Origin of the sequence: Methylobacterium sp. J-090 (assembly GCF_022829345.1) — a bacterium.
GTDB lineage: Bacteria > Pseudomonadota > Alphaproteobacteria > Rhizobiales > Beijerinckiaceae > Methylobacterium.
In genome coordinates this window covers 23,782-45,082 of record NZ_JAKSXV010000024.1, presented here as the reverse complement: position 1 = coordinate 45,082, position 21,301 = coordinate 23,782, and the positions used below count along the sequence as shown (strand labels likewise).

Here is a 21,301-nt window from a genome sequence, read left to right as displayed (position 1 = left end):
CTCGGGAGGGGCGTCAGGCGCTCGGTACGCCGATTCCGATATAGCGAAAGCCGTGGCGGGTGACATCGTCCGGCCGGTAGACGTTGCGCAGGTCGACCACCGTGCGGCCGGGCATGCGCTCGGCGAGGACCGCCCAGTCGAGGGCCCGGAAGGCGTTCCACTCAGTGACGATGACGAGGGCGTCGGCCCCGTCCGCGCAGGCGTAGGGATCGTCCGCGTAGGCGATGTCGGGCATCAGGACGCGGGCCCCCGCCATGCCCTCCGGATCGTAGGCCCGCACCGTGGCGCCCCCGTCCTGCAGGCCGGCGACGATGGCGAGCGAGGGCGCGTCGCGCATGTCGTCGGTGTTCGGCTTGAAGGTGAGGCCCAGGATGGCGATGGTCTTGCCACGCACCGACCCGCCGCAGGCGGCCGCGATCTTGCGGGCCATGGCACGCTTGCGCTGGTCGTTGACGGCCACCACCGCCTCGACGAGGCGCAGCGGCGTGCCGGAATCCTGCGCGGTCTTCACGAGCGCCAGGGTGTCCTTCGGGAAGCAGGAGCCGCCATAGCCCGGCCCGGCATGCAGGAACTTAGCCCCGATGCGGTTGTCGAGGCCGATGCCGCGGGCGACCTCCTGCACGTTGGCGCCGACCTGCTCGCACAGGTCGGCGATCTCGTTGATGAAGGTGATCTTGGTGGCCAGAAACGCGTTGGCGGCGTACTTCGTCAGCTCGGCCGTGCGCCGGCCGGTGACCAGAATCGGCGCTTGATTGAGATAGAGCGGCCGGTAGACCTCGCGCATCACGGAGGCCGCACGGTCGTCCTCAGCGCCGATGACGATGCGGTCGGGCCGCTTGAAGTCCGAGATCGCAGCACCTTCGCGCAGGAATTCTGGGTTTGACACGACGGCGAACGTGGCCTCGGGCCGGGCTTCGCGGATGATGCGCTCGACCTCGTCGCCGGTGCCCACCGGCACCGTCGATTTCGTCACCACCACGGTGTAGCCGGTGAGGGAGGCGGCGATGTCGCGGGCGGCGGCGTAGACGTAGGAGAGGTCGGCAAAACCGTCGCCGCGCCGCGACGGCGTCCCGACGGCGATGAACACCACGTCGGCCTGGGCCACGGCCTGCGCCACCTGCGTCGAGAAGGTCAGCCGGTGGTGGCGGACGTTGTCGGCCACGAGGGCGTCGAGGCCGGGCTCGAAGATCGGAATGCGTCCGGCATCCAGGGCGGTGATCTTGGCCGGATCGGTATCGACGCAGCACACGGTATGGCCGAAATCGGCGAAGCACGCCCCGGAAACGAGCCCGACATATCCGGCGCCGATCATGGCGATCTTCATGCGGTGCGCTCCTTAGGCCGCTGCATTCGGCGGTGGGGGAGCCTTATCGTCGATGGCCACGAAATAATAGTCGCGCAACAGGGATGGATAGCTGGCGAAATTAATTGCGGAAGGTTCTTCATTCGGCAAAGGATCGGCGAGGTCGAGGGCCAGCAGAAGGTCGTTGAGACGACCGGCCTCGTTGGCGAGACCGGGATCGATGCGAAAGCCCGTGCCGGCGGCGCGCAGGCGGTCGGCAGGCGCCCCGAGATCGAACACCGCCACCGGCAACCCCGAGACCAGGGCGATGGACAGGGTGTAGCAGTAGGTCTCCGGCCAGATCGACGGGATCAGGATCAGGTCGATGTCGTGCTCGGCCAGCAGAGCGAGGGCCTCGTCGCTGCCGGCGTAGCGTCCGGTTTCCGTGACGCCGGCGGCCTCCATCTTCTCGGGGATGTCCGAGAACCCGATGACGGTGTAGGCGATGGCGAGGTCGCGTCGCCGGGCGTCGCGGGCCAGGGCCTGGACGACGCTCGATCCCTTGTGAGGACCGATGGCGCCGAGGACGCCGATCCGGCGCGTGGCGCCATTGCGCGGTGTTCGGCGCGGGGCGGGGACGGGCAGATCTTCCTCGTGCGGGGCGACGGTGATGGTCAGGGGGCCGAAGATCGCGTCGATGCGGCTCGCGACATCCTGCGATGGCGCGAGGAGGCGGTCTGCGGCCCGGTAGAACGCGCCGTAGCGCGCGGTTCGATCCTGCCCCGGCCGGGCTTCGGCACAGTCGCAATCGGCGCAGGGGCGCCCGCCCGGCAGGCCGCAATAGAGGCCCTCGCGGGTCACGAGGTGGTTGCGCAGGCAGACGCTCGAATAGTCGTGCAGGGTGACGACGGTCTGGCCGGGGGCGGCCTCGATCAGGTCCATCAGGGCCGGGGCCGCCGTTCCGTCGAGGCCGTAGAACGAGTGGACGTGGACGAAGAGCGGATCGAGCCAGGCCAGGAACCGCGCGATGATGCGGTAATCGTCGATCACCGACAGGATACGCAGGGACGGGGTGTAGGGGCCTTCCTGCCCGTAAAGGCCGATCTCGATTCCCGCCTCGCCCGTCACCGTGAGGGCGACGACGCACACCCCCTCGTCGGCGAGACGCCCGGCGAGGTGATCGGCATGGACCGAGGCACCGCCGCCCTTGGCGTGGACCACGAAGACGGCCGCACGCGGCCCGGCGGCCCGCGCGAGGCGGTAGAGGTCGAGGCCGAGCCGCACGTCGGCGGCCGGATCGGCGGCGACGAAGCGCTCGATGCGCAAAGGGTAGTCGGGGTGCTTGGCGAGCAGTGCGGCCTGGCCCTGCGAGTACTCGGAATCGTAGACCTCCGAGAACGAGATCTTGCCGGAGTGATAGACGAACACGTCGGCCGCGAGGATGTTGCGCCCGCCCGCCTTCAGGACGCGCATGCAATAGTCGTTCTCCTCGCCGTAGCCCTTGCCGAAGGCGTCCGCGTCGAGGGGGCCGAGCCGTGCGAGAAGCGATCCGCGCATATAGAAGCAGAAGCCGACCCCCGTCGGCACCTCGACCCAGCGGCCGGGATTGGCCGCCGCCGCCGCGGCATCGAGGGCACGGGGCGAGCATTCGAGGGCGACGGTGTTGTTGCGGTCGGAATCCGGGTAGCTGCAGATGGTGGCGTTGTTGGAGAACGGCGTGATCGTGCCGATCCGCGGATCGCGCGCCGCATGCGCCAGCAGGCGGTCGATCCAGTCGCCGAACACGATGGTGTCGCTGTTGAGCAGGATCACGTCCCGCGCACCCGTCATCGCCAGGGCGCGGTTGATGGTCCCGACGAAGCCGAGGTTGGTCGCGTTCTCGTGGTAGGTGAACAGGCCCCGCCCGGCGAGCGCCCGCAGTTCCTCCGTCAGGCCCGCGTCGGGGCTGCAATCGTTGAGGACGAGGAGGGCGAAGGGCGTCGATTGCGCCTCGGCCAGCACGGCGTGGAGGGCGCGCAGGGTCTCGTCGTAGCCCTTGTAGACGGGCACCACCACCACGACTTGGGCGGCGTCGAGGGGGACGGCCGCCGAAACAGCGTCCCACTCGGCCGCGTCGGGGGCCCGGGTCGGTGACCACTTGAGGTTGCCGAGAGGGTTGGGTTTTCGCCCCTCCGCCCGGCCGAAGCGCAGGTAGTGGAAGAACGGGTTGGTGCCGCTCAGCGCCAAATCCGGATTCGTCCGGACGTAGTAGGCGGTCCAGAACAGTTCCGTCGGGTCGCGGCCCTCCTTCCAGCCGTGGCTGGCATAATGGCTGACGGGGTCCATCCCCGAGGCCGCCACGTCGGCGTAGCAGGCACGGTAATGCGCGGCGTCGAAGTCCGGGCGGATGGCCGCAATGATCTCGGACAGCGGCGTGCGGTCGCCATGGGCCCGCTCGAAGGTGGGTGCCGGATTCGTGGAGATGTAGTGATAGAACGGGCTGACGCCGAGCAGGCGGACATGTGGGTGCGCATGGAGATAGGCGGTGCCGTCGAAGTCCGGGCGCGGGTCGAGACCCCGTCGCCAGCCAGCGGAAAGGTAATCGAGGAGCGCCGTCTCGGGATCGACGATGTCCGTGAGCGATCCGTAGTGCCGCGCATCGAAGTACGGACGGACCACGTCGGCCTGCACGGCGTGGTAGGCTTCGGGCGTCACCGGCTGTGTCGGGCGGCCGGCCCGGGCCGCGGCCCCCGCCTCGGCATGGGCTTCGAGGGGGCTCCGCCCCATGCCGGCGGTCTTGAGATACCGGTCCTTGTAATACAGGGTCGAGAAATTCGGCGACGGGTCGCGACCTTCGCGAAATCCGTGTCGGAGATAATGATCCAGGGGGCCGCCGCCGTAATCACTCACGTCGGGATACTGGGCAGTATAATATCTGGCGTCGAAGAGTTTTTGGACACGGCGTGAGCGTATCGAGAAAAAAGAATACGCTTTTTGCCTCATGGCTTACTGAGATCCTCCCCCGGCAGGGTGTTCCGTACGCGTTCGCGGTCGGATCGGTCAACCCGACCCAGGGCCGCGCCGCCTCACGACACCGAGACCCTGGCCAGGGGAACGATGACGGCATCGTGGAAGGCGCGCAGGAGATCGCCGTCGAGCTTTCGGTCCATCTCCCGCATGATCTCGTGCGCCTCCTCGTGGGGCAGCGGATCGCGATAGGCCCGCCGCTCCGTCAGGGCGGAGTGGATATCGCAGATGGTGACGAGGCGCACGAGGTCCGGGATCTCGTGGGCCGACAGGCCGTCGGGGTAGCCGCTGCCGTCGAGCATCTCGTGGTGGTGGCGCACCACGGCGAGCATCTGTCCGTCGAACCCGCCTTGCACTTCCAGGAGGTTGGCGCCGACGGCGGGATGGGTCCGCATCACCGCCATCTCGTCGGCGGTCAGCCGGCCGGGCTTGTTCAGGATCGCCAGGGGAATGCGCGACTTGCCCACATCGTGAAGCAGGGCGGCGCGTGCCAGGCGCATCTGGTCGGCCTGGGAGAGCTTCAGACCGCCGCCGAAGGCGGCGGCATAGCCGGCCACGCTCAAGGAATGCTGGTAGAGCTGGTGGTCGTAGCGGCCGATGATCTCGAGCCAGGTCCGGATACCGCATTGGGAGACGGCCTCGAGAATCACCTCGGTGCCGGCATCGACGGCGGCGATGGAGAGCGGCTCGCCGCTACGGGCCGCGTCGAAGGCCTCGGCCACGGTGCGATTGGCCGTGTCGGCCTGGGCGGTGAAACGCGCCGTGCGACCGGAAGCGCGCGCCAGGGCGGCCTGTCGCGTGGCCTCGACGGCGTCCATGAGGCCGAACACCGCCGCCAGGACGGTCTTGCGGGGTGTGTCTGCGGGCAGGAACCGGGTCGGCGCCGGACGTGACGTGACCGGTCGGAGGGCGAGCTGGAGGCTCGGGATGCGCAGGCCGTGCAGGCGCGCGACCCAGGTGCTGGCCAGGGTCTCGTCCCGGCCGATGTCGACCACGGCCAGGATCGGGCGCTGCGCCGGCATTCCCGCTTCGGCCGTGATCTGCCGACAGGTGACGACGGTGTCGATCGCCTGCACGAGCAGGCTGGCCTGGTCCGGGCGGTCCGAGATGACGAGAACGGAGGATTCCTGAGTCACGCGTGCGTCCGCTCGCAATGGCGCACGTTCCAGTCCCGAAATGGGCGAACTGTCACCTTTACGGGTATCATTATCGAACACTTCACTACAAAATGTTTCACACGGCCAGGGGCCCGCCGCGGATCAAGCGAAGGCCGGGCCAAGGCGGAGGCGCGGTTGTCCCGTGTTCGGCCGGCCGCTGCTGCAGATCCTTGCCCGGTCCTTGTCCGGTTCGGGTCCCCACGCCACATGCCCGGCTGAAGCGTGGCGGGGATGAGCGCGGATGATGGAACGGGTCTTCGAGCGGGTGCTGTTCGCGAGCCGGTGGCTCCTCGCCCCGTTCTACGCGGCGCTCGGCATCGGCATCGTGGTCCTGCTGGTCAAGCTCCTGCAGGAACTCGCCCATTTCGTCCTGCACATGTGGGATGCCACCGAATCCCAGGTGGTGCTGGGCGTCCTGACCATGGTCGATCTCTCGCTCACGGCCTCGCTGCTCATCATCGTGATGTTCTCCGGCTACGAGAACTTCGTCTCCAAGATCGACCACGCGGACCACAAGGACTGGCCCGCCTGGATGGGGACCATCGACTTCACCGGACTCAAGCTGAAGCTCGTCTCCTCCATCGTCGCCATCTCGGCGATCTCGCTGCTGAAGGCGTTCATGGACCTGAAGGCGATGAGCGACCGCGATCTGTATTGGCTCGTCGGCATCCACATGGTCTTCGTGGTCTCGGGCCTACTGATGGCGCTCACCGACCGAGTCATCGCCGGGCATCACGAGCGGTGAGCTTGGGGGCAAACCCCATGAACCGGCGCGACGCGGTGGCGGCCGCCCTGCTCCGGCTCGCTCCGCGCCTGCCCGACTTCGAGGCCGGCGCGGTCCTCGACCGGGCGCTCGCGAGTTCCGGCCTGCGGGGCGCCGCACCCGAGACGGCCGCCTGGCTCTGTCTCGTGGCCTATGCCCGCCACGCCTTCACGGAGTACGATGCCCTCCTCGACGACGGCTACGACCGCGACAGCGCCCGGCACTTCGTCCTCGACGATCTCAATGCGGCGCTCGGCGCCTGGGGCGTGCGCCGGCGGATCTCCGGGGAGGAGGTCGAGCAAGAGACCGAACGGGAGACCGGCGACGAGGACTGAGGGTGGTCACGGGCTTGTGCGGTGCCGGTCCTCGCGGCACTCTCGGCGCGCAAGGGCGGAAGCGGGCAACACGCAAGGGACCGGAATTCCATGACACTCAGCGCGCGCAGCGTCCGCACGTTCGCCATCGGGGGCGAAGTCCACGCGGTGCTCGCGGCTTTCGACATCCTGGTCGCCGTGCCTTGAAGCGGATGCGTATCCTCGCCGCCGTCGCGGCCCTTCTCCTCGCGGCCGATGCCGAGGCGCAGGAGCCGGCCCGTTCAGCCGAAGCTGCTCCAGGAGTTCCGGCCGATCCGGCCGCCTGCACCGGCTTCGACTGGTCGCTCCTGCGCGAGCAGGCCTGGTTCGCGGCGCCCGGCCTGCCGCAGGTGGCGAGCGGCGGCGCCTTGCCCGTGGGGATGCCCGGCGCTCTTCTCGGTCTGAAGCCGCAGGCGGAGGTCGCGCCACCCTTCCCGCCCTCGCGCGAGGCGAAGCCCGGCACCTATGGCGGCGTCCTGACCGTTCCGGCCCCGGTCACGCCGGGCCTGTATCAGGTCACCCTGTCCGACGGCGCCTGGATCGACGTCAGCCAGGACGGCAAGACCACGCGTTCGCCCGTGGCCCACACCATGCGGCCGGGGTGCCGGGTCGTCGCCAAGAGCGTGCGCTTCCAGCTCGGAGCCGTCCCCATCACCATCGTGGTGAGCGGGGCCAAGGCCGATACAATCCGTATCGCCGTCGCCCCCGCCGAGTAGGTCGCGCGGCGGTCGCCGATGGGCTAGCCTCATCAGCCCCTCCTTCCTCCCCGCGCCCGGAGCGTAAGCCCCTGTCCCTTCGCCGGTCCCTCCGCCCGATCCGCTTCGCCACCCTCGCGGTCCTCGCCCTCGGCACGGCCGCGCAGGCCCAGGATCGGGGCAGTCTCGACCCGAAACCCCTGCCGCCGCTGGCCGACCCGGATGCGCCCGGCACCCCCGCCAAGGCTTTGTTCGGCCGGGCGACGTCGCCGGCGCCGGGGCCGGCCCACGCCTACGGCTCCTACGCCAAGGGCTGCTTCTCCGGCGGCGAGGCGCTCGCCGTCGACGGGCCGACCTGGCAGGTGATGCGCCTGTCGCGCAACCGCATGTGGGGCACCCCGCCCTTGGTGGACTTCCTCGAGCGGCTGGCCGCCAAGGCGCCGCGCGTCGGCTGGCCCGGCCTCCTCGTCGGCGACATGTCGCAGCCGCGCGGCGGCCCGATGCTCACGGGGCACGCCTCGCACCAGCTCGGCCTCGACGCCGATATCTGGCTGACCCCAATGCCGGACCACCGCATGAGCCGGCGCGAGCGCGAGGAGACCTCGGCCACCAACGTGGTGCGGGCCGACCGCCTCGACATCGACCCCGCGGTGTGGGCGCCCGAGCACCTGAAGCTCATCCGCCTCACGGCGCAGCAGCCCGAGGTGGCGCGCCTGTTCGTCAACCCGGCGATCAAGAAGGCCCTGTGCCGGGAAGCCGGGGGCGACCGCGCCTGGCTCTCGAAGGTGCGGCCCATGTACGGGCACAACTACCATTACCATATCCGCCTCGCGTGCCCGGCGGGGCAGGACCAGTGCGGCGATCAGGCTCCGCCGCCCGGCGGTGACGGCTGCGGCGAGGAACTCGCCTACTGGTTCAGCGACGCGGTTCTAAATCCGCCGAAATCGACGAAGCCCGGCAAGCCCCGGCCGCCGATGACCATGGCGGCCCTGCCGGCGGCGTGCCGGGCGGTGCTCAAGGCACGCTGAACCCTCGGGCGCCCGGGCGGCGGCCTTTCCAAATCCATCGTCCGGTCCAGTTAAGGCGCCATGCTCAACGATCGCCGCCTCGCGCAGCGCGCCCTGCGCCGCCCCGACCATCCGAACCCGGTGGTCGATCGGCCAGGCCTGCGAAAGATCCTCAGCTGGAACCTCCTGCGGCGCACGGGCGCCAACGTCGCGGCGCTGGCCACCTTGATCGAGCGCGAGAAGCCCGACCTCGTGCTGATGCAGGAGGCGACGAAGGAGATCGCCGGGCTGAAGGACAGGCTCGGCGGAGATTACGCCTGGGCGCCCCTGCCGGGCCGCATCCACGGGCCGGCCCTGTGGAGCCCGACACCGTTCATCGCCCCTCCGGTGGTCATCGAACTGCCATCCGGTGCCATGTTCGACCGCGTCTGCCAGATTCTCGATCTCGGCGGGTTCGGGGTCGCCAACGTCCACCTCTCCCACGGACAGGTGCTCAATCGGCGCCAGCTGCGCCGGATCGCCGAGAGCCTGCCGGACTGCGCGGCGGTGATCGGCGATTACAACCTCGTCGGTCCGCCCCTGCTCGCCGGGTTCCGCGATGTCGGCCCGCGCCTGCCGACCCATGCCATGGCGCGGCTCGTCCCCTTGCGCCTCGACCGCTGCCTCGTGCGGGGGCTCACCTGCCACGCCTGCACCGTGCTGCCGCGCGGCCCCTCGGATCACCGCCCCATCATCGTCCATCTCGCGCCGAGCCCCGTGCCGGCGCGCGGCCCGGCGGCCAACCTCACAGGTATGGCAGCGCTAGTCGGACGCCTGCGTCGCGCAGCCGGACGGGCAAGGCGCGGGCCGCCAGATGCTCGCGTGTCAGGCGAACCTCCATCTTCGCGCGCATGACGGCGTCGAGCTCCGCGGCGAGGCGCGGATCGTAGAGCTCGACGTTGACCTCGAAGTTGAGGCGAAAGCTGCGCATGTCCCAGTTGGCGGACCCGATGAAGCACCACGTCTCGTCGACGACGAGGAGTTTCGAATGGTCGAAGGGCGGCGCGTCGAGCCAGATCCGGACGCCGTTGCGCAGGAGCGGCTCCACGTGCGCCCGCGTCGCCCAATCCACGAAGCGATGGTCGCTGACTTTCGGAATGATGACGTCGACGCGGATACCGCGATTGGCGGCGAGGCACAGGGCGCTGGTGAGGACTTCGTTGGGCAGGAAGTAGGGCGTCGAGAGGCGGATGCTGTGCGTGGCGCAGGCCACGGCCTGGAGGATGACGAGCTCGATCTTGCGCAAGTCCGCGTCCGGCCCCGAGGTCACGACCCGCGCCGGGATGGAGCCGGCCGGCGTGAGGCTCGGGAACCAGTCCTCGCCGGCGAGGTCCTCGCCCATGACGAAGATCCAGTCGCTGGCGAACGCCGCCGTCAGTTGATCCACCACCGGCCCATCGAGCCGGAAATGCGTGTCGCGGATGGGATGCGGCGGCGCCTCGGCCACCCGGTTCCCGTCGGCGATGTTGAGGCCGCCCGTGAAGGCGGTCCGGCCATCGACGATGAGAAGCTTCTTGTGGGAGCGCATGTTGAGGAACGGCATGCGCCAGGGCAGGGCCGAGTGCATGAACCGGCCCACGGGCACGCCCGCCCGGTGCAGGCGCCGGGTGATTCCGGGCAGGAAATAGCCGCCGCCGATACCGTCGATGATCACCCGGACGGAGACCCCGCGCGCCTTCGCCGCCGCCAGGGCGTCGCAGAAGGCGCGGCCCGTCGCGTCGTCGCGGAAGATATAGCTCGAGAGCGCCACGGAGGTCCGCGCCGCCGCGATGGCGGCCAGCATCACCGGATAGGCGGCGTCGCCGTTGCGAAACAGGGTGACGGCGTTGCTCGGCCGCAGGGGCAGCCGCGTGATCTGCCGCACGGCGTGGTCGAGGGGCCGGAAGGCCTCGGGCAGGGGCGGGGGCGTGAGGACGTCGTCGGGCGAGACGGCGGAGCCGGCCTGTTGCGTCGGCCGGATACGCAGCTTGTGCGCCCGGCGCGTCACCCGGTTGACTCCGAACAGGGCGTAGAGCCCGGCCCCGAACACCGGAGAGAGCCAGGCGAGGCCGATCCAGCCGATGGCGCCCCCGACCTCGCGCTTGCGCAGGAGCACGTGCACGGTCACGACGAAGGAGAGGGCGAGCCCCAGGGCGGTGAACACTTCGGACCGGATCGACAGTACGTCGCCGATCCATCTCAACAGGGCCTGTTCCAACGCCGCTCCTTATCCTGCGCGAGGGCGTTGGATACGAGAAACGAGCGGCCGCACCAACCGCCCGGTCAGGGCCGGGCGAGATCGGCCAGCAGGCTCGCCGCCACGGTTGCCTTGGATACGGTCAGGCCCGAGGCCGCGATGGCATCGACGGCCTTCCGGATGCGGGCAAGGGCCGGACCCCGCGCGGCGATCCAGGCCTCGACGGCGTCCGGTCCCGCGCCGACATCGGCCACCACCTCCGCCGTGAGCCGGCGGTGGGCGGTGGAGATGCCCGAGACCGCACGTTCCAGGGCGACGCGGTCGAAGGTATCGTCCACCGGGACCTTTCGCGCGGCGGTGACGAGATCGTCGAGGCCGAAGTGACGGGCGATGGCGAAGTGCGTCGCCGCGATACCGGCCACCGGCTGCCCGCCATCCTCGGCCACCCGGACGATGTCCGGGCCGGCGGCCAGCGCCGCCAGGGAGGCGAGGCGCCGGGCGGCGTCGGGGGGCAGGCCGTGTCCGGTGAGCTCCGCCTGTCGGGCGTCGAGCGCCTCCATCGCCTCCGGGCTCAGGATGTCGGGGAGTGCGGTCATCACGGCGGCGATGCCCTCGCGATACCGCGCCACCAGGGGGGCGACGCTGCCGGAGAGGTCGAGGTTGCGGATGAACCACACGATACGGCCGGTGAGCAGGTCCTGCACGTCGGCGTAGAGGTCGAGCTGGGCTTGTCCCCCCACGGCGCCGGCGAGGCGGTCGATGGCGAGATTCAGTTCCATCAGGCCGAAGGCGTCGCGGGTCACCGCGTAGGCCTTGGCGATGGTCGCCGCATCCGCCCCGGTCTCGTCGATGAGTCGGGTGACGAGGGAGGGGCCACCCCGGTTGACGATGATGTTGGAGAGCGCCGTGGCGATGATCTCGCGGCGCAGGCGGTGGCCCTTCACCGCGTCGGGGAACTGATTGCGCAGGGCTTGCGGAAAGTAGCGCTGCAATTCGCGGTCGAAATACGGGTCGTTCGGCACGGGGCTCGCCAGGATCGCGTCGTAGAGCGAGAGCTTGGCGTAGGCCAGCACCACGGCGTATTCCGGCCGGGTCAGTCCTTCGCCCCGGCGCATGCGCTCGGCGATGGCCGCATCGTCGGGCAGGAACTCCACGGCCCGGTCGAGGCGCCCCTCGGCTTCGAGGGCCTGGAGGGTGCGGACCGCGAAGCCGGTCTCGCCCACCCCCCGGCGCAGGGCCAGGGACAGGGCCAGGGTCTGCAGTTCGTTGTTGCGCAGGACCAGGGCAGCGACCTCGTCGGTCATGGCCGCCAGCAGGGCGTTGCGGGCGGTCGCGTCGAGGCGTCCGTCGCGCTCGGGCGTCATCAGGGCGATCTTGATGTTCACCTCGACGTCGGAGGTGTTCACCCCGGCAGAATTGTCGATGGCGTCGGTGTTGAGGCGAACCCCGGCGCGCGCCGCCTCGATGCGCCCGCGCTGGGTCAGGCCGAGATTGGCGCCCTCGCCCACCACCTTGGCGCGCAGGATCGAGCCGGTGATGCGCACGGCGTCGTTGGCCCGGTCGCCGGCCTCCTCGTCGGTCTCGGACCCGGCCCGGACATAGGTGCCGATGCCGCCGAACCAAAGGAGGTCGACGGGGGCCTTCAGGATCGCCTGCATCACCTCGGCCGGCGTCGCCTCGGCGCGCTCGAAACCGAGCACGGCCTGGATCTCGGGCGAGAGGGGAATCGTCTTCAGGCTGCGGGAAAACACGCCGCCGCCGGTTGAGATCAGCCCGGTGTCGTAGTCGCGCCAGCTCGAGCGTCCGAGGTCGAACAGGCGCTGGCGCTCGGCGAAGCTCGTGGCCGGATCGGGCGCGGGGTCGAGGAAGATGTCGCGGTGGTCGAAGGCCGCGACGAGCCTGAGGCTCCGCGACAGCAGCATGCCGTTGCCGAACACGTCGCCCGACATGTCGCCGACGCCCGCGACGGTGACCGGATCGGCCTGGACGTCGACATCCATCTCGCGAAAATGGCGCTTGACCGCCTCCCAGGCGCCGCGCGCGGTGATGCCCATGCGCTTGTGGTCGTAGCCCTGGCTGCCGCCCGAGGCGAAGGCGTCGCCGAGCCAGTGGCCGCGCTCCAGGGAGAGGGCGTTGGCGATGTCCGAGAAGGTGGCGGTGCCCTTGTCGGCCGCCACCACGAGGTAGGCGTCGTCGGTGTCGTGGCGCACCGTGTCGGCGGGCGGCCGGATCGCGTCGTCGACGATGTTGTCGGTGAGTTCCAGCAGGGTGCGGATGAAGACGCGGTAGCTCTCGGTCCCTTCCGCCAGCCAAGCCTCGCGGTCGGAGGCAGGCGGCAGGCGCTTGGGGAAGAAGCCGCCCTTGGCGCCGACCGGCACGATGACGGCGTTCTTGACTTGCTGGGCCTTGACCAGACCCAGGATCTCGGTGCGAAAATCCTCCGGCCGGTCGGACCAGCGCAGGCCGCCGCGCGCCACGTAGCCGTAGCGCAGGTGCACGCCCTCCAGGCGTGGCGCGTAGACGAAGATCTCGAAGAACGGGCGCGGCAGGGGCATGCCGTTCACCTTGGCGCAGGCGAACTTGAAGGCGATGGTCTCGCGCAGCCCGCCATCATCCCGGCGTTGGAAGAAGTTGGTTCGCACGGCGGCTTCGACGAGATTGACGAAGCGGCGCAGGATGCGGTCCTCGTCGAGGCTGGTGACGTCGGACAGGGCCGTCTCGATCTCGGCGCGGATGGCGGCTTCGCGGGCCGCGTGGTCCTGTTCCGCCGGGTCGAAGCGGGCATAAAACAGGGCCACGATCCGGCGGGCGATGGCGGGATGTTGGCTGAGGGTGGCGGCGAGGTAGTCCTGCCCGTAGCGCACCCGAAGCTGTCGCAGGTAGCGTCCGAGGCCGCGCAGCAGGGCGACATCGCGCCAGCCGAGGTCGGCCTCCAGCACGAGGCGGTTGTAGCCGTCGGATTCCGCGTCGCCGGCCGCGATGGTGAGGAGCGCGGCTTCCAGGGGGGCTTCGAGCCGGTCCCGGTCGATGGCGGCTCCGGTGGCGCGCTCCAGGAGCATGTCGTGAAGCCAGACCTGCGCGGCGTCCGGCCCGTCGCCCGTGCGGACGCGGTAGGTCCGCTCGTTGATCACCCGGAAACCGAGGTTCTCCAGGACGGGCACCCGGTCGGACAGCGGGATGGCGGCGGCGCGCGAAAACACCTTGAGGCGGATCTGATGGGCGGGGTCGGTGTCGCGCCGGCCGATATCCACGGCGCGCGGGCGCGTTTCGCTCAAGCCATCCAGGATGGCGATATCGGCGATGGCGACGGCGGGCGCGAAGTTTTCGCGATACGCGGCCGAGAACGCGTCGGTGTAGCGGGCGGCGAGCGCCCGTGCCTGCCGGCCGGGCATCGCCTCCGCGAGCGCAAGGCGCAGGTCGTCGCTCCAGGTCCGCACCAGGGCGCCGATGCCCGCCTCCAGGGCGGCGGGGTCGCGCTCGGCGGCCCCGTCCTCGGGCAGGCCGATGATGTAGTGGGTGCGGGCCAGCGGGCCTTCGGGGAAGTCCGGATAGGCTGCCGAGAGCCGGCCGCCGTATTCCTTGGCGAGGTGGGCGCCGATGCGGAGGCGGACCTGCGAATCGTAGCGGTCCTTCGGCACGTAGACGAGGAGCGAAACGAAGCGGCCGAAGCGGTCGGGCCGGGACAGGACGCGGATGCGCGGCCCCTCGGCGAGGCTGCCGATGGCGAGGGTGAAGCGGTAGAGCCGATCGACGGCGATCTGGAACAGCTCGTCGCGGGGATAGGTCTCCAGCACGTTGAGGAGGCTGCGCCCGGCATGGCTCGTCGGATCGAGGCCGGCCCGGGCGACGATAGCGGCGACCTTCTCCCGAAGGTAGGGGACCTCGCGCGCCAGCGCCGTGTAGGCCGCGGCCGTGAACAGGCCGACGAGGCGGACCTCGCCCGAGAGCGACCCGTCCCCGGAAAACAGCTTGACCGCGACATAGTCGAGATGCGCCGCCCGGTGGACCCGCGACTTCACGCTCGCCTTGGTGACGAGGAGCGCCTGGGGTTCTTCGAGGAAGGCACGGATCTCGGGCGTGTCGTCGGCGAGGGTCCTTCCGCGCCGCAGGACCTCCACGGCGGGATCGCGCAGGACCCCGAGGCTGGCCTCGGGCACCACCGCATGGCTTCCGCCGGTGAGGTCGTATTCGCGGAGTCCCAGCAGGGTGAAATGACCGTCGCGCAGCCATTCGAGGAAGGCGTGGGCTTCCCGCACCTCGGCCTCGGGCAGGGATGTCGGTCCCGTCGCGTAGTCCCGCGCCAGGGCGGCGAGGCGCTCGGCCATGGCGTCGTGGTCGTCGGTGGCGCGGGCCACATCGCGGAACACCGCCGCGAGGCCGGCTTCGAGGCGGTCGCGGGCTTCGCCGGCATCGAGCCGGTCGAGGTGGAGATGGATGAAGCTCTCGCGCGTGAAGGCGGCGTGGGCGTCCGCCGTGGTCTCGCCGACCACCCGCACGAGGGCGCCGTCCGCGTCGCGCTCCACGCCGAGGATCGGATGGGCGACGAGGTGCGGGGTCAGCCCCTGCTCGGTCAGTTCGGCGAGCGTCGAATCGAGGAGGAACGGCCGGTTGTCGTTGACGACCTCGATGACGGTGAGTTCGCGTGGCCGGCCGTCGCGGTCCACGGTCAGATCGGACAGGCGCAGGTCCGACGGGGCGCCGGGCCTGCGCGGCGTGGCCAGGTGCTGGCGGGCGGCCAGCGCCAGGTCGGCCACGGCCTCCGGTGTGTAGGGCGCGAGATCCTCCGGCGAGGCGCGCCCGAACAGGTCGCGCACGAAGCCCCCCGGCCCGTCGCGCCGATCCACGATGGCGGCCGCCGCCGTCAGGAGGTCGTCGCGGATCGAACGCGCCTGGGCACTGGCCAGGGCCGTTGCTGCTTCGCTGCCCATGATCCTCGATCCTTTCGCGCGCCAAACCACCCTCGCACGTCCGCATGACAGGCGGTCGTTCGTGAGGCTGCGATGAACCGGGCCGATCCTGGCCGGGTGCGGTGAATGATGCGCAGGGTCGGGGACCGGTTTCAATCGGCCGCGGTATGCCCCCGCGTGACGGTGGGGCCGCGGTGTCAGTCCAACCGCCGGGGCGGGCGCCGGACCGGCCGGCTGACGTAGCGCGAGCCCGCGACGAGGAAGCGCCACGGCGTCTCGACCCCGCGGGTGAGGCCGATGCGGCGGTCGGCGACGACGGCGCCGTCCGGCGCGCCGGAGGTCAGACGGAACGGCGCACGGTCCAGCGGAACGCCGTCCTGCGCGTCCGTCACGGCCAGCGCCTGGCACAGGCGGCCCGGTCCGGCGCAGAGACGGAACGGATCGTCGAGGCCGCGCCGCGCCGCCATCAGGGCCGGCGCGTGACGCGGCTCGAGGGCGCGCAGGAGCACGGCGCTGCCCGGCTCGCAGACGAGGTTGAGGCACCAGTGCAGGCCGTAGGAGCGATAGACGTAGGCGTGGCCGGCCGGGCCGAACATGCTGGCGTTGCGCCGGGTCGGCCCGTTGAAGGTGTGCGAGGCCGGGTCCGTCGGATCGTAGGCCTCGGTCTCGACGATGGGACCGCCGACCCCGTCGACCAGCAGGGTGCAGCCGACGAGCTCTCGGGCGACCAGGGCCGCCGGCCGGGCGAAGAACGCCGCCGGCAGCGCCGGCCCGGTCACGGGGTCTTGGTGCTTTTGGCGGCCGTGCCTTCGGCCGCCTCGCGGGCGCGAAGGAATTCGTCGGGGCCGAGGCGGAGGGCGAGGCGGATCGCCGCCTCGACGAAGGCCGGTGCCGTCAGGCCGGCGGCCTTGGCGGCGCGGGCGACGTCGAGGCCGAGCGCCAGATCGACGGGAATCGGCGTGGTGCGGGGGGGCGCCGCCATGGCGGCGGCCAGCGCCGCCGTCCCGGTGAGGCGGGCCGGGGCGGGCGAACCCGGGATCGGCGCGGCCGAGGTCACAGCCGGGATCGTGGTCGCGGTCGTCCCGGAGGCCGAACCGGCGGGGGCCGCCAGGGCCTCCCGGCGCCCCTGGGCGGCGAGGCGGTCGGCGCGTTCGTTGCCGGCCTCGCCCGTATGGCCGCGGACCCAGGTCCAGCGCACGTCGCGCCGGGCCGCCAGGGTGTCGAGGGTCTGCATGAGGTCGACGTTCTTGACCGGGCCGGTGCTGGTGCGCCAGCCCTTGGCCTTCCAGCCCTTCATCCATTCCGTCACCGACTTGATGACGTACTGGCTGTCGCAGCGCATCTCGATGGCGGCGCCCTCGGGGAAGTGGGACAGCGCGCTGATCGCCGCCGTGAGCTCCATGCGGTTGTTGGTGGTGGAGCGCTCGCCGCCGCAGAGCTCGATGGTGCCGGTCTCGGCCTGGATCACCACCCCCCAGCCGCCGGGGCCGGGATTGGGATCGCATCCGCCGTCGGCGTAGACGATGGTTCGCATGGGGATCGCACTCGGGTCCGGGGGAGGCCGTCTGGCTTCGGGCGCCGCCCATAGCACGGGCCGCCCCCGGTCCGGCACCCCGCCCGGGGGCCGTGCGGTCGGCTCAGCGCGGATTCTGCCACGTGGTGGCTGGCTGGGTGGTGGCTGGCCGGGTGCTGGCAGGCTGCGTGGTGGCGGGCTGGCGCGGGGCCGTCACGGATCCCGTCGTCGCGGCGGCCGGGATCGGCCGGCGGGCCTCCGCGCCGCGCTCGGCCACGGTCACGGGGCGCGCCCGGACGACCCCCGCCTGCCGCCGTGAGCGCAAAACCTTGGCCCGGCGGGCGCGGCGGGGGCGGGCGCGCTCGGAATTGGAGCCGACGACGCCGCCCACCACCGCGCCGACCACGGCCCCGATGGGACCGCCGACCACGGCGCCGGCCACCGCCCCCGTGCCGACGCCCACGACGGTGTTGCTGGCGGCCTGAACGGTCGCCGGCAAGGCCAGGAGACCGAGGAGGGCGCCCAGAACACGTTTCTTCATCGATTCGGACCTCTCCGATGGGGTCAGCCAGCGTCCGCCCGGGGGCGAGGCGGCGCGAAGAGGGCGCGTCGCCGGACGTGTCCCGATGCGGGACATCGGGTTCGAAGGGCCCGTGTGGCGCCCCACCGTGACCAAATCGGGGCCGGTGCCCAGCCCGTCACGCCCGTCGGCCGGGCGCCACCGGCGGGGCTTTCAGGCGGCGCAGTCGAGGAAGCCGGCGCGGATCGCCTCCGGGTCGAGCTTGCGCCCGATGAACACCACCCGCGACACCCGCGCCTCGCCGTCTTTCCACGGCCCCTGGAGGTCGCCGTCGAGGATCTGGTGGACGCCCTGGAACACGAAGCGCTGCGGCTCCTCCGGGAAGGCGACGATGCCCTTGCAGCGCAGGATGTCCGGACCCTGGACCTGGGTCAGGGTCGAGATCCACGGCATGAACTTTTCGGGGTCGACGGGGCCGTCGATGCGGGCGGAGACCGACTGCATCTCGTCGTCGTGGTGGTGATGGTGGCCCTCCTCGAGGAAGTCGGGCTCGATGTCGAGGATGCGGGAGAGATCGAAGGCGTTGCGGTCGAGGACCTGGTCGAGGGGCACGTCGCAGCGGCTGGTGCGGTGAACCTTGGCGTAGGGGTTGATCGACCGGATCAGGCCCTCGACGCGGTCGAGGTCGGCCGGCTCCACCAGATCCGCCTTGTTCAGCAGGATCACGTCCGCGAAGGCGATCTGGTTCTTGGCCTCGGGCGCGTCCTTGAGGCGCTCGGTCAGCCACTTGGCGTCGGCCACCGTCACCACGGCGTCGAGGCGGGCGGCCCCGCCGACATCCTCGTCGATGAAGAAGGTCTGGGCCACGGGGGCGGGGTCGGCCAGCCCCGTGGTCTCGACGATGATCGCATCGAACTTGCCGCGCCGCTTCACCAGCCCGTCCATGATGCGGATGAGGTCGCCGCGCACGGTGCAGCAGACGCAGCCGTTGTTCATCTCGAACACTTCCTCGTCGGCGCCGATGACGAGGTCGTTGTCGATGCCGATCTCGCCGAACTCGTTGACGATCACGGCGTAGCGCTTGCCGTGGTTCTCCGTGAGGATGCGGTTGAGCAGCGTGGTCTTGCCGGCGCCGAGATAGCCCGTGAGCACGGTCACGGGGATTTTTTGCATGGCGGGGGTCGGGCTGTCGGGGGTCGGGCTGTCGGACATGGCGGCTCTTTTCGAATTTCCGGGCGAACGCGGCCGGGTGTCGGGGTGTTATATTGTATCATCCCCTTGGGATGGAAGGCCGCTCGGTTTTGGCTGGCGCGTTCCTCCCCCTCCCCCTTGCGGGGAGGGGCCAGGGGTGGGGGGTGGCTCCGCCGGCCTCCGCAGGGTGACAGGCTCACGCGGGCGGGTCCCTCCGCGGACACCGAGGGTCACCATCCCACCACCAACTCCTCCCCGGGAGGCAGGAGAGCCGCGTCGCGTCGAGATGTGTGAATGCGATCGTCTGCAAAGGGGTGAGTGCGCGCGCGAGGGTGGCACCCCCTTCGTGTGAAGTCCGTGCCCTGGAGCTGGGACCCGCGCTGTCGGCGCGCTATGCGGCTCCGCGAGTGGAGGAAATCCGACGCTTGGTACCCCGCTGCCGAGGCCACTTTCGATCCGACTTGTCGTTCCACCGATCCCCTCGACTGCCGAAAAGCAGTCGGACCGCTGCGTCGCGAGACCGCTACGAGGCGGTTGTCGGAAACTTCGACGGCGACAGAACTGAACAGGTCATGCCTCCACCCAACGCACGGCGTCGATCAGGGCACGAAGCGCCGGGGTCGCCTGCTGGCTCGGATGGTAGAGGTGATAACCGGGAAAGGGTGTGCACCAGTCCGTCAGAACCTGCACGAGGTGGCCCGCTGCGATGTCAGCTGCCGCATCCTCCTCCAGGATGTAGCCGAGGCCGGCGCTGGCCCGCACGGCTGCCCCTGCTAGGGCCGCATCGTTGACGGTGAGTTGGCCGCCCACGCGAACGCGCACCTCCTGGCCGTCGCGCGCGAACTCCCACGGTAGCAATCCACCGCCGCCGACCAGTCGGTAGTTGATGCAGTTGTGCGCCTCCAGGTCGGCCGGCGTCTCGGGCCGTGGATGGCGTGCGAAGTAGGCGGGTGTGCCGATCACCACCGTGCGCAGGTCCGGCCCCAGGCGCACGGACACCATATCGCGCTCCACCGTGTCGCCGAAGCGGATGCCGGCATCGAACCGATCCGCGACGATGTCGGTCAGGCGATCGTCGATGACGACCTCAATGGAGACGGCCGGATGATCGAGCAGGAAGCGCGGCAGGACGGGGTCGAGCACGTGGCGCGCGGCCGAGGAGAAGGTCGTCAGCCGCAGCGTCCCGGATGGCTCGCCTCGCCAGTCGGCGAGCGCGGCAAGCCCGCACTCGACCTCCGCAAGCGCCGGGGCCAGCGAACGCATGAGCCGCTCGCCCGCCGGCGTCGGAGCGACGCTGCGCGTAGTGCGCGCGAGCAGCCGGATGCCGATACGTTCCTCCAGCCCCCGCACGGCGTGGCTGAGCGCTGACGGAGACAAGCCGAGTTCGGCCGCCGCACGCGTGAAGCTGCGGGTGCGCGCCACCATTGCGAAGGCCGCTAGATCGTCGAGTGTGCCCCGTCGCATTCCTGCATTCCGCTCATAAGCCCTTGCGGATGATATGGGCTAATCCCCCACGAATGGCGGCGCTATCCTGTGTGAGATCAGCAGGGATATGCAACAATGGACCTCACCCACTACCGCACGCTCGGCCGCTCCGGCCTTGCGGTCAGTCCGCTCGCGCTCGGCACCATGACCTTCGGCACAGCGCGCTGGGGCCTGGACGAGGCCGGCAGCCGTGCCGTGTTCGAGGCCTATCTGGAGCGGGGCGGCAACTTCGTGGACACGGCCGACGTGTACGCGGGTGGGGAGGGCGAGGCGATGCTCGGGCGCTTTGTCAGCGAGCGCGGTTTGCGCGACAGGATCGTCCTCGCGACAAAGTCGGGGTTCGCCATGGGCAACGGGCCGCACGCGGGCGGCAACGGTGCCAAACACGTCCACGCGGCGCTGGAAGGCTCGCTGCGCCGCCTGCAGACCGACTACATCGATCTCTACTGGGTGCATGTCTGGGACGGAGTCACGCCAGCCGAGGAATTGCTGGAGACCATGGCCGGTCTCGTGCGCGCCGGGAAGGTTCGCTATTGGGGCCTGTCGAACACGCCCGCCTGGTACGTTGCCAAGCTCGCGACGCTGGCCGCAATGCGTGGGCTGCCGGGGCCGATCGCGCTGCAGTACTTCTACGCGCTCGTGAACCGGGAGGTGGAGGACGAGCACATCCCGCTCGCCGCCGAGTTCGGCATGGGCGTGGTGCCATGGTCGCCGCTCGCCTACGGGCTGCTGAGCGGTAAATACGACCGCGCGACGGTGGAAGCGGCGGGTCCGCGTGCGGGCGGCCTGCCGAAGGATGCGGCGCAGTCGGGCGAGATGCGATCCGCCGACGACAAGCGGCTCGACGGGTCCAATCCGTTCGGTGACAGCCTGTTCACGCCGCGCAACTGGACCATCGTCGAAGAGGTGCGCCGGGTGTCGGAGGCCATCGGGCAATCGCCGGCGCGCGTCGCGCTCGCCTGGGTGATCGGACGATCGGGCGTGGCCTCGACGCTGATGGGGGTGAGCCGGCCGGCACAGGTGGCCGACAACATCGCCGCGCTCGATGTCGTGCTCTCTGCGGAGCATCGCGCAGCGCTGGATGCAATCAGCGCACCGGCGGAGCCGCGCCTGATCTACGGCCTATCGCGACCGCCGTTGCGGCAAGCCGTCGTGTTCGGCGGCGCGCGCGTTCAGGCGCCGGGCGAGATGGCCTGAGGACAATCCT

16 protein-coding genes are annotated in these 21,301 nt (G+C 70.5%); 6 read left to right on the top strand and 10 right to left on the bottom strand.

The window, feature by feature from the left end:
- Positions 1 to 13 precede the first annotated feature (13 nt).
- The 3 genes from MKK49_RS02930 to MKK49_RS02920 all read right to left on the bottom strand — a co-directional run bounded on the left by MKK49_RS02930 (position 14) and on the right by MKK49_RS02920 (position 5,424).
- Positions 14 to 1,324 carry a UDP-glucose dehydrogenase family protein gene (locus MKK49_RS02930; protein WP_244026565.1) on the bottom strand — a complete coding sequence of 437 codons (1,311 nt, stop codon included), beginning with the start codon at positions 1,322 to 1,324 and terminating at the stop codon, positions 14 to 16.
- Positions 1,325 to 1,336: 12 nt separating this feature from the next.
- Positions 1,337 to 4,171 carry a glycosyltransferase gene (locus tag MKK49_RS02925; RefSeq protein ID WP_244026564.1) on the bottom strand — a complete coding sequence of 945 codons (2,835 nt, stop codon included), beginning with the start codon at positions 4,169 to 4,171 and terminating at the stop codon, positions 1,337 to 1,339.
- 176 nt (positions 4,172 to 4,347) lie between these two features.
- Positions 4,348 to 5,424 carry an HD-GYP domain-containing protein gene (locus MKK49_RS02920; protein WP_244026563.1) on the bottom strand — a complete coding sequence of 359 codons (1,077 nt, stop codon included), beginning with the start codon at positions 5,422 to 5,424 and terminating at the stop codon, positions 4,348 to 4,350.
- A 262-nt stretch (positions 5,425 to 5,686) separates the two neighbouring features.
- Between MKK49_RS02920 and MKK49_RS02915 the strand changes: the two genes are divergently transcribed.
- The 5 genes from MKK49_RS02915 to MKK49_RS02895 all read left to right on the top strand — a co-directional run bounded on the left by MKK49_RS02915 (position 5,687) and on the right by MKK49_RS02895 (position 9,157).
- Complete coding sequence (locus MKK49_RS02915; RefSeq protein WP_244026562.1) at positions 5,687 to 6,190, top strand: TIGR00645 family protein; 504 nt, start codon at positions 5,687 to 5,689, stop codon at positions 6,188 to 6,190.
- Between the two features lie 17 nt (positions 6,191 to 6,207).
- Entirely contained in the window at positions 6,208 to 6,543 is a 336-nt protein-coding gene (locus MKK49_RS02910; RefSeq protein ID WP_244026561.1) for a DUF2293 domain-containing protein, read from the top strand.
- Positions 6,544 to 6,734: 191 nt separating this feature from the next.
- Positions 6,735 to 7,277, top strand: a complete 543-nt coding sequence (locus MKK49_RS02905; RefSeq protein ID WP_244026560.1) for a hypothetical protein — start codon at positions 6,735 to 6,737, stop codon at positions 7,275 to 7,277.
- Positions 7,278 to 7,375: 98 nt separating this feature from the next.
- The gene (gene mepA / locus MKK49_RS02900) at positions 7,376 to 8,284 is read left to right on the top strand and encodes a penicillin-insensitive murein endopeptidase (RefSeq protein ID WP_244026596.1); all 909 of its coding nucleotides are present in this window, start codon (positions 7,376 to 7,378) and stop codon (positions 8,282 to 8,284) included.
- A gap of 60 nt (positions 8,285 to 8,344) precedes the next feature.
- Entirely contained in the window at positions 8,345 to 9,157 is an 813-nt protein-coding gene (locus tag MKK49_RS02895) for an endonuclease/exonuclease/phosphatase family protein (protein ID WP_244026559.1), read from the top strand.
- On the opposite strand, the gene MKK49_RS02890 is transcribed toward MKK49_RS02895, so the two are convergent.
- The 7 genes from MKK49_RS02890 to MKK49_RS02860 all read right to left on the bottom strand — a co-directional run bounded on the left by MKK49_RS02890 (position 9,048) and on the right by MKK49_RS02860 (position 20,073).
- Entirely contained in the window at positions 9,048 to 10,499 is a 1,452-nt protein-coding gene (locus MKK49_RS02890; RefSeq protein ID WP_244026558.1) for a phospholipase D-like domain-containing protein, read from the bottom strand. The genes MKK49_RS02895 and MKK49_RS02890 overlap by 110 nt on opposite strands.
- Before the next feature lie 65 nt (positions 10,500 to 10,564).
- Positions 10,565 to 15,406: an NAD-glutamate dehydrogenase gene (locus tag MKK49_RS02885; RefSeq protein WP_244026557.1), complete on the bottom strand. Its 4,842-nt coding sequence runs from the start codon at positions 15,404 to 15,406 to the stop codon at positions 10,565 to 10,567.
- 176 nt (positions 15,407 to 15,582) lie between these two features.
- Positions 15,583 to 16,164, bottom strand: a complete 582-nt coding sequence (locus tag MKK49_RS02880) for a DNA-3-methyladenine glycosylase (RefSeq protein ID WP_409565009.1) — start codon at positions 16,162 to 16,164, stop codon at positions 15,583 to 15,585.
- Positions 16,161 to 16,919, bottom strand: coding sequence for a ribonuclease HI (rnhA, locus tag MKK49_RS02875; RefSeq protein ID WP_244026556.1), 759 nt, complete (start codon positions 16,917 to 16,919; stop codon positions 16,161 to 16,163). Before rnhA ends, MKK49_RS02880 begins: the two co-directional genes overlap by 4 nt.
- A gap of 103 nt (positions 16,920 to 17,022) precedes the next feature.
- Entirely contained in the window at positions 17,023 to 17,439 is a 417-nt protein-coding gene (locus MKK49_RS02870) for a hypothetical protein (protein ID WP_244026555.1), read from the bottom strand.
- A gap of 192 nt (positions 17,440 to 17,631) precedes the next feature.
- A complete protein-coding gene (locus MKK49_RS02865; RefSeq protein ID WP_244026554.1) occupies positions 17,632 to 18,630 on the bottom strand; it encodes a CobW family GTP-binding protein in 999 nt (332 codons plus the stop codon).
- Between the two features lie 549 nt (positions 18,631 to 19,179).
- The gene (locus MKK49_RS02860; RefSeq protein ID WP_244026553.1) at positions 19,180 to 20,073 is read right to left on the bottom strand and encodes a LysR family transcriptional regulator; all 894 of its coding nucleotides are present in this window, start codon (positions 20,071 to 20,073) and stop codon (positions 19,180 to 19,182) included.
- A gap of 96 nt (positions 20,074 to 20,169) precedes the next feature.
- Between MKK49_RS02860 and MKK49_RS02855 the strand changes: the two genes are divergently transcribed.
- Entirely contained in the window at positions 20,170 to 21,291 is a 1,122-nt protein-coding gene (locus MKK49_RS02855) for an aldo/keto reductase (protein WP_244026552.1), read from the top strand.
- Positions 21,292 to 21,301: the final 10 nt, after the last annotated feature.

What these genes read in the sequence shown, in the direction of transcription:
- MKK49_RS02870 (WP_244026555.1), bottom strand. Translation starts at nt 17,439, where the DNA reads ATGAAGAAACGTGTTCTGGGCGCCCTCCTCGGTCTCCTGGCCTTGCCG.
- MKK49_RS02905 (WP_244026560.1), top strand. Translation starts at nt 6,735, where the DNA reads ATGCGTATCCTCGCCGCCGTCGCGGCCCTTCTCCTCGCGGCCGATGCC.
- MKK49_RS02865 (WP_244026554.1), bottom strand. Translation starts at nt 18,630, where the DNA reads ATGTCCGACAGCCCGACCCCCGACAGCCCGACCCCCGCCATGCAAAAA.
- MKK49_RS02910 (WP_244026561.1), top strand. Translation starts at nt 6,208, where the DNA reads ATGAACCGGCGCGACGCGGTGGCGGCCGCCCTGCTCCGGCTCGCTCCG.
- MKK49_RS02855 (WP_244026552.1), top strand. Translation starts at nt 20,170, where the DNA reads ATGGACCTCACCCACTACCGCACGCTCGGCCGCTCCGGCCTTGCGGTC.
- MKK49_RS02915 (WP_244026562.1), top strand. Translation starts at nt 5,687, where the DNA reads ATGATGGAACGGGTCTTCGAGCGGGTGCTGTTCGCGAGCCGGTGGCTC.
- MKK49_RS02860 (WP_244026553.1), bottom strand. Translation starts at nt 20,073, where the DNA reads ATGCGACGGGGCACACTCGACGATCTAGCGGCCTTCGCAATGGTGGCG.
- MKK49_RS02930 (WP_244026565.1), bottom strand. Translation starts at nt 1,324, where the DNA reads ATGAAGATCGCCATGATCGGCGCCGGATATGTCGGGCTCGTTTCCGGG.
- MKK49_RS02895 (WP_244026559.1), top strand. Translation starts at nt 8,345, where the DNA reads ATGCTCAACGATCGCCGCCTCGCGCAGCGCGCCCTGCGCCGCCCCGAC.
- rnhA (WP_244026556.1), bottom strand. Translation starts at nt 16,919, where the DNA reads ATGCGAACCATCGTCTACGCCGACGGCGGATGCGATCCCAATCCCGGC.
- MKK49_RS02885 (WP_244026557.1), bottom strand. Translation starts at nt 15,406, where the DNA reads ATGGGCAGCGAAGCAGCAACGGCCCTGGCCAGTGCCCAGGCGCGTTCG.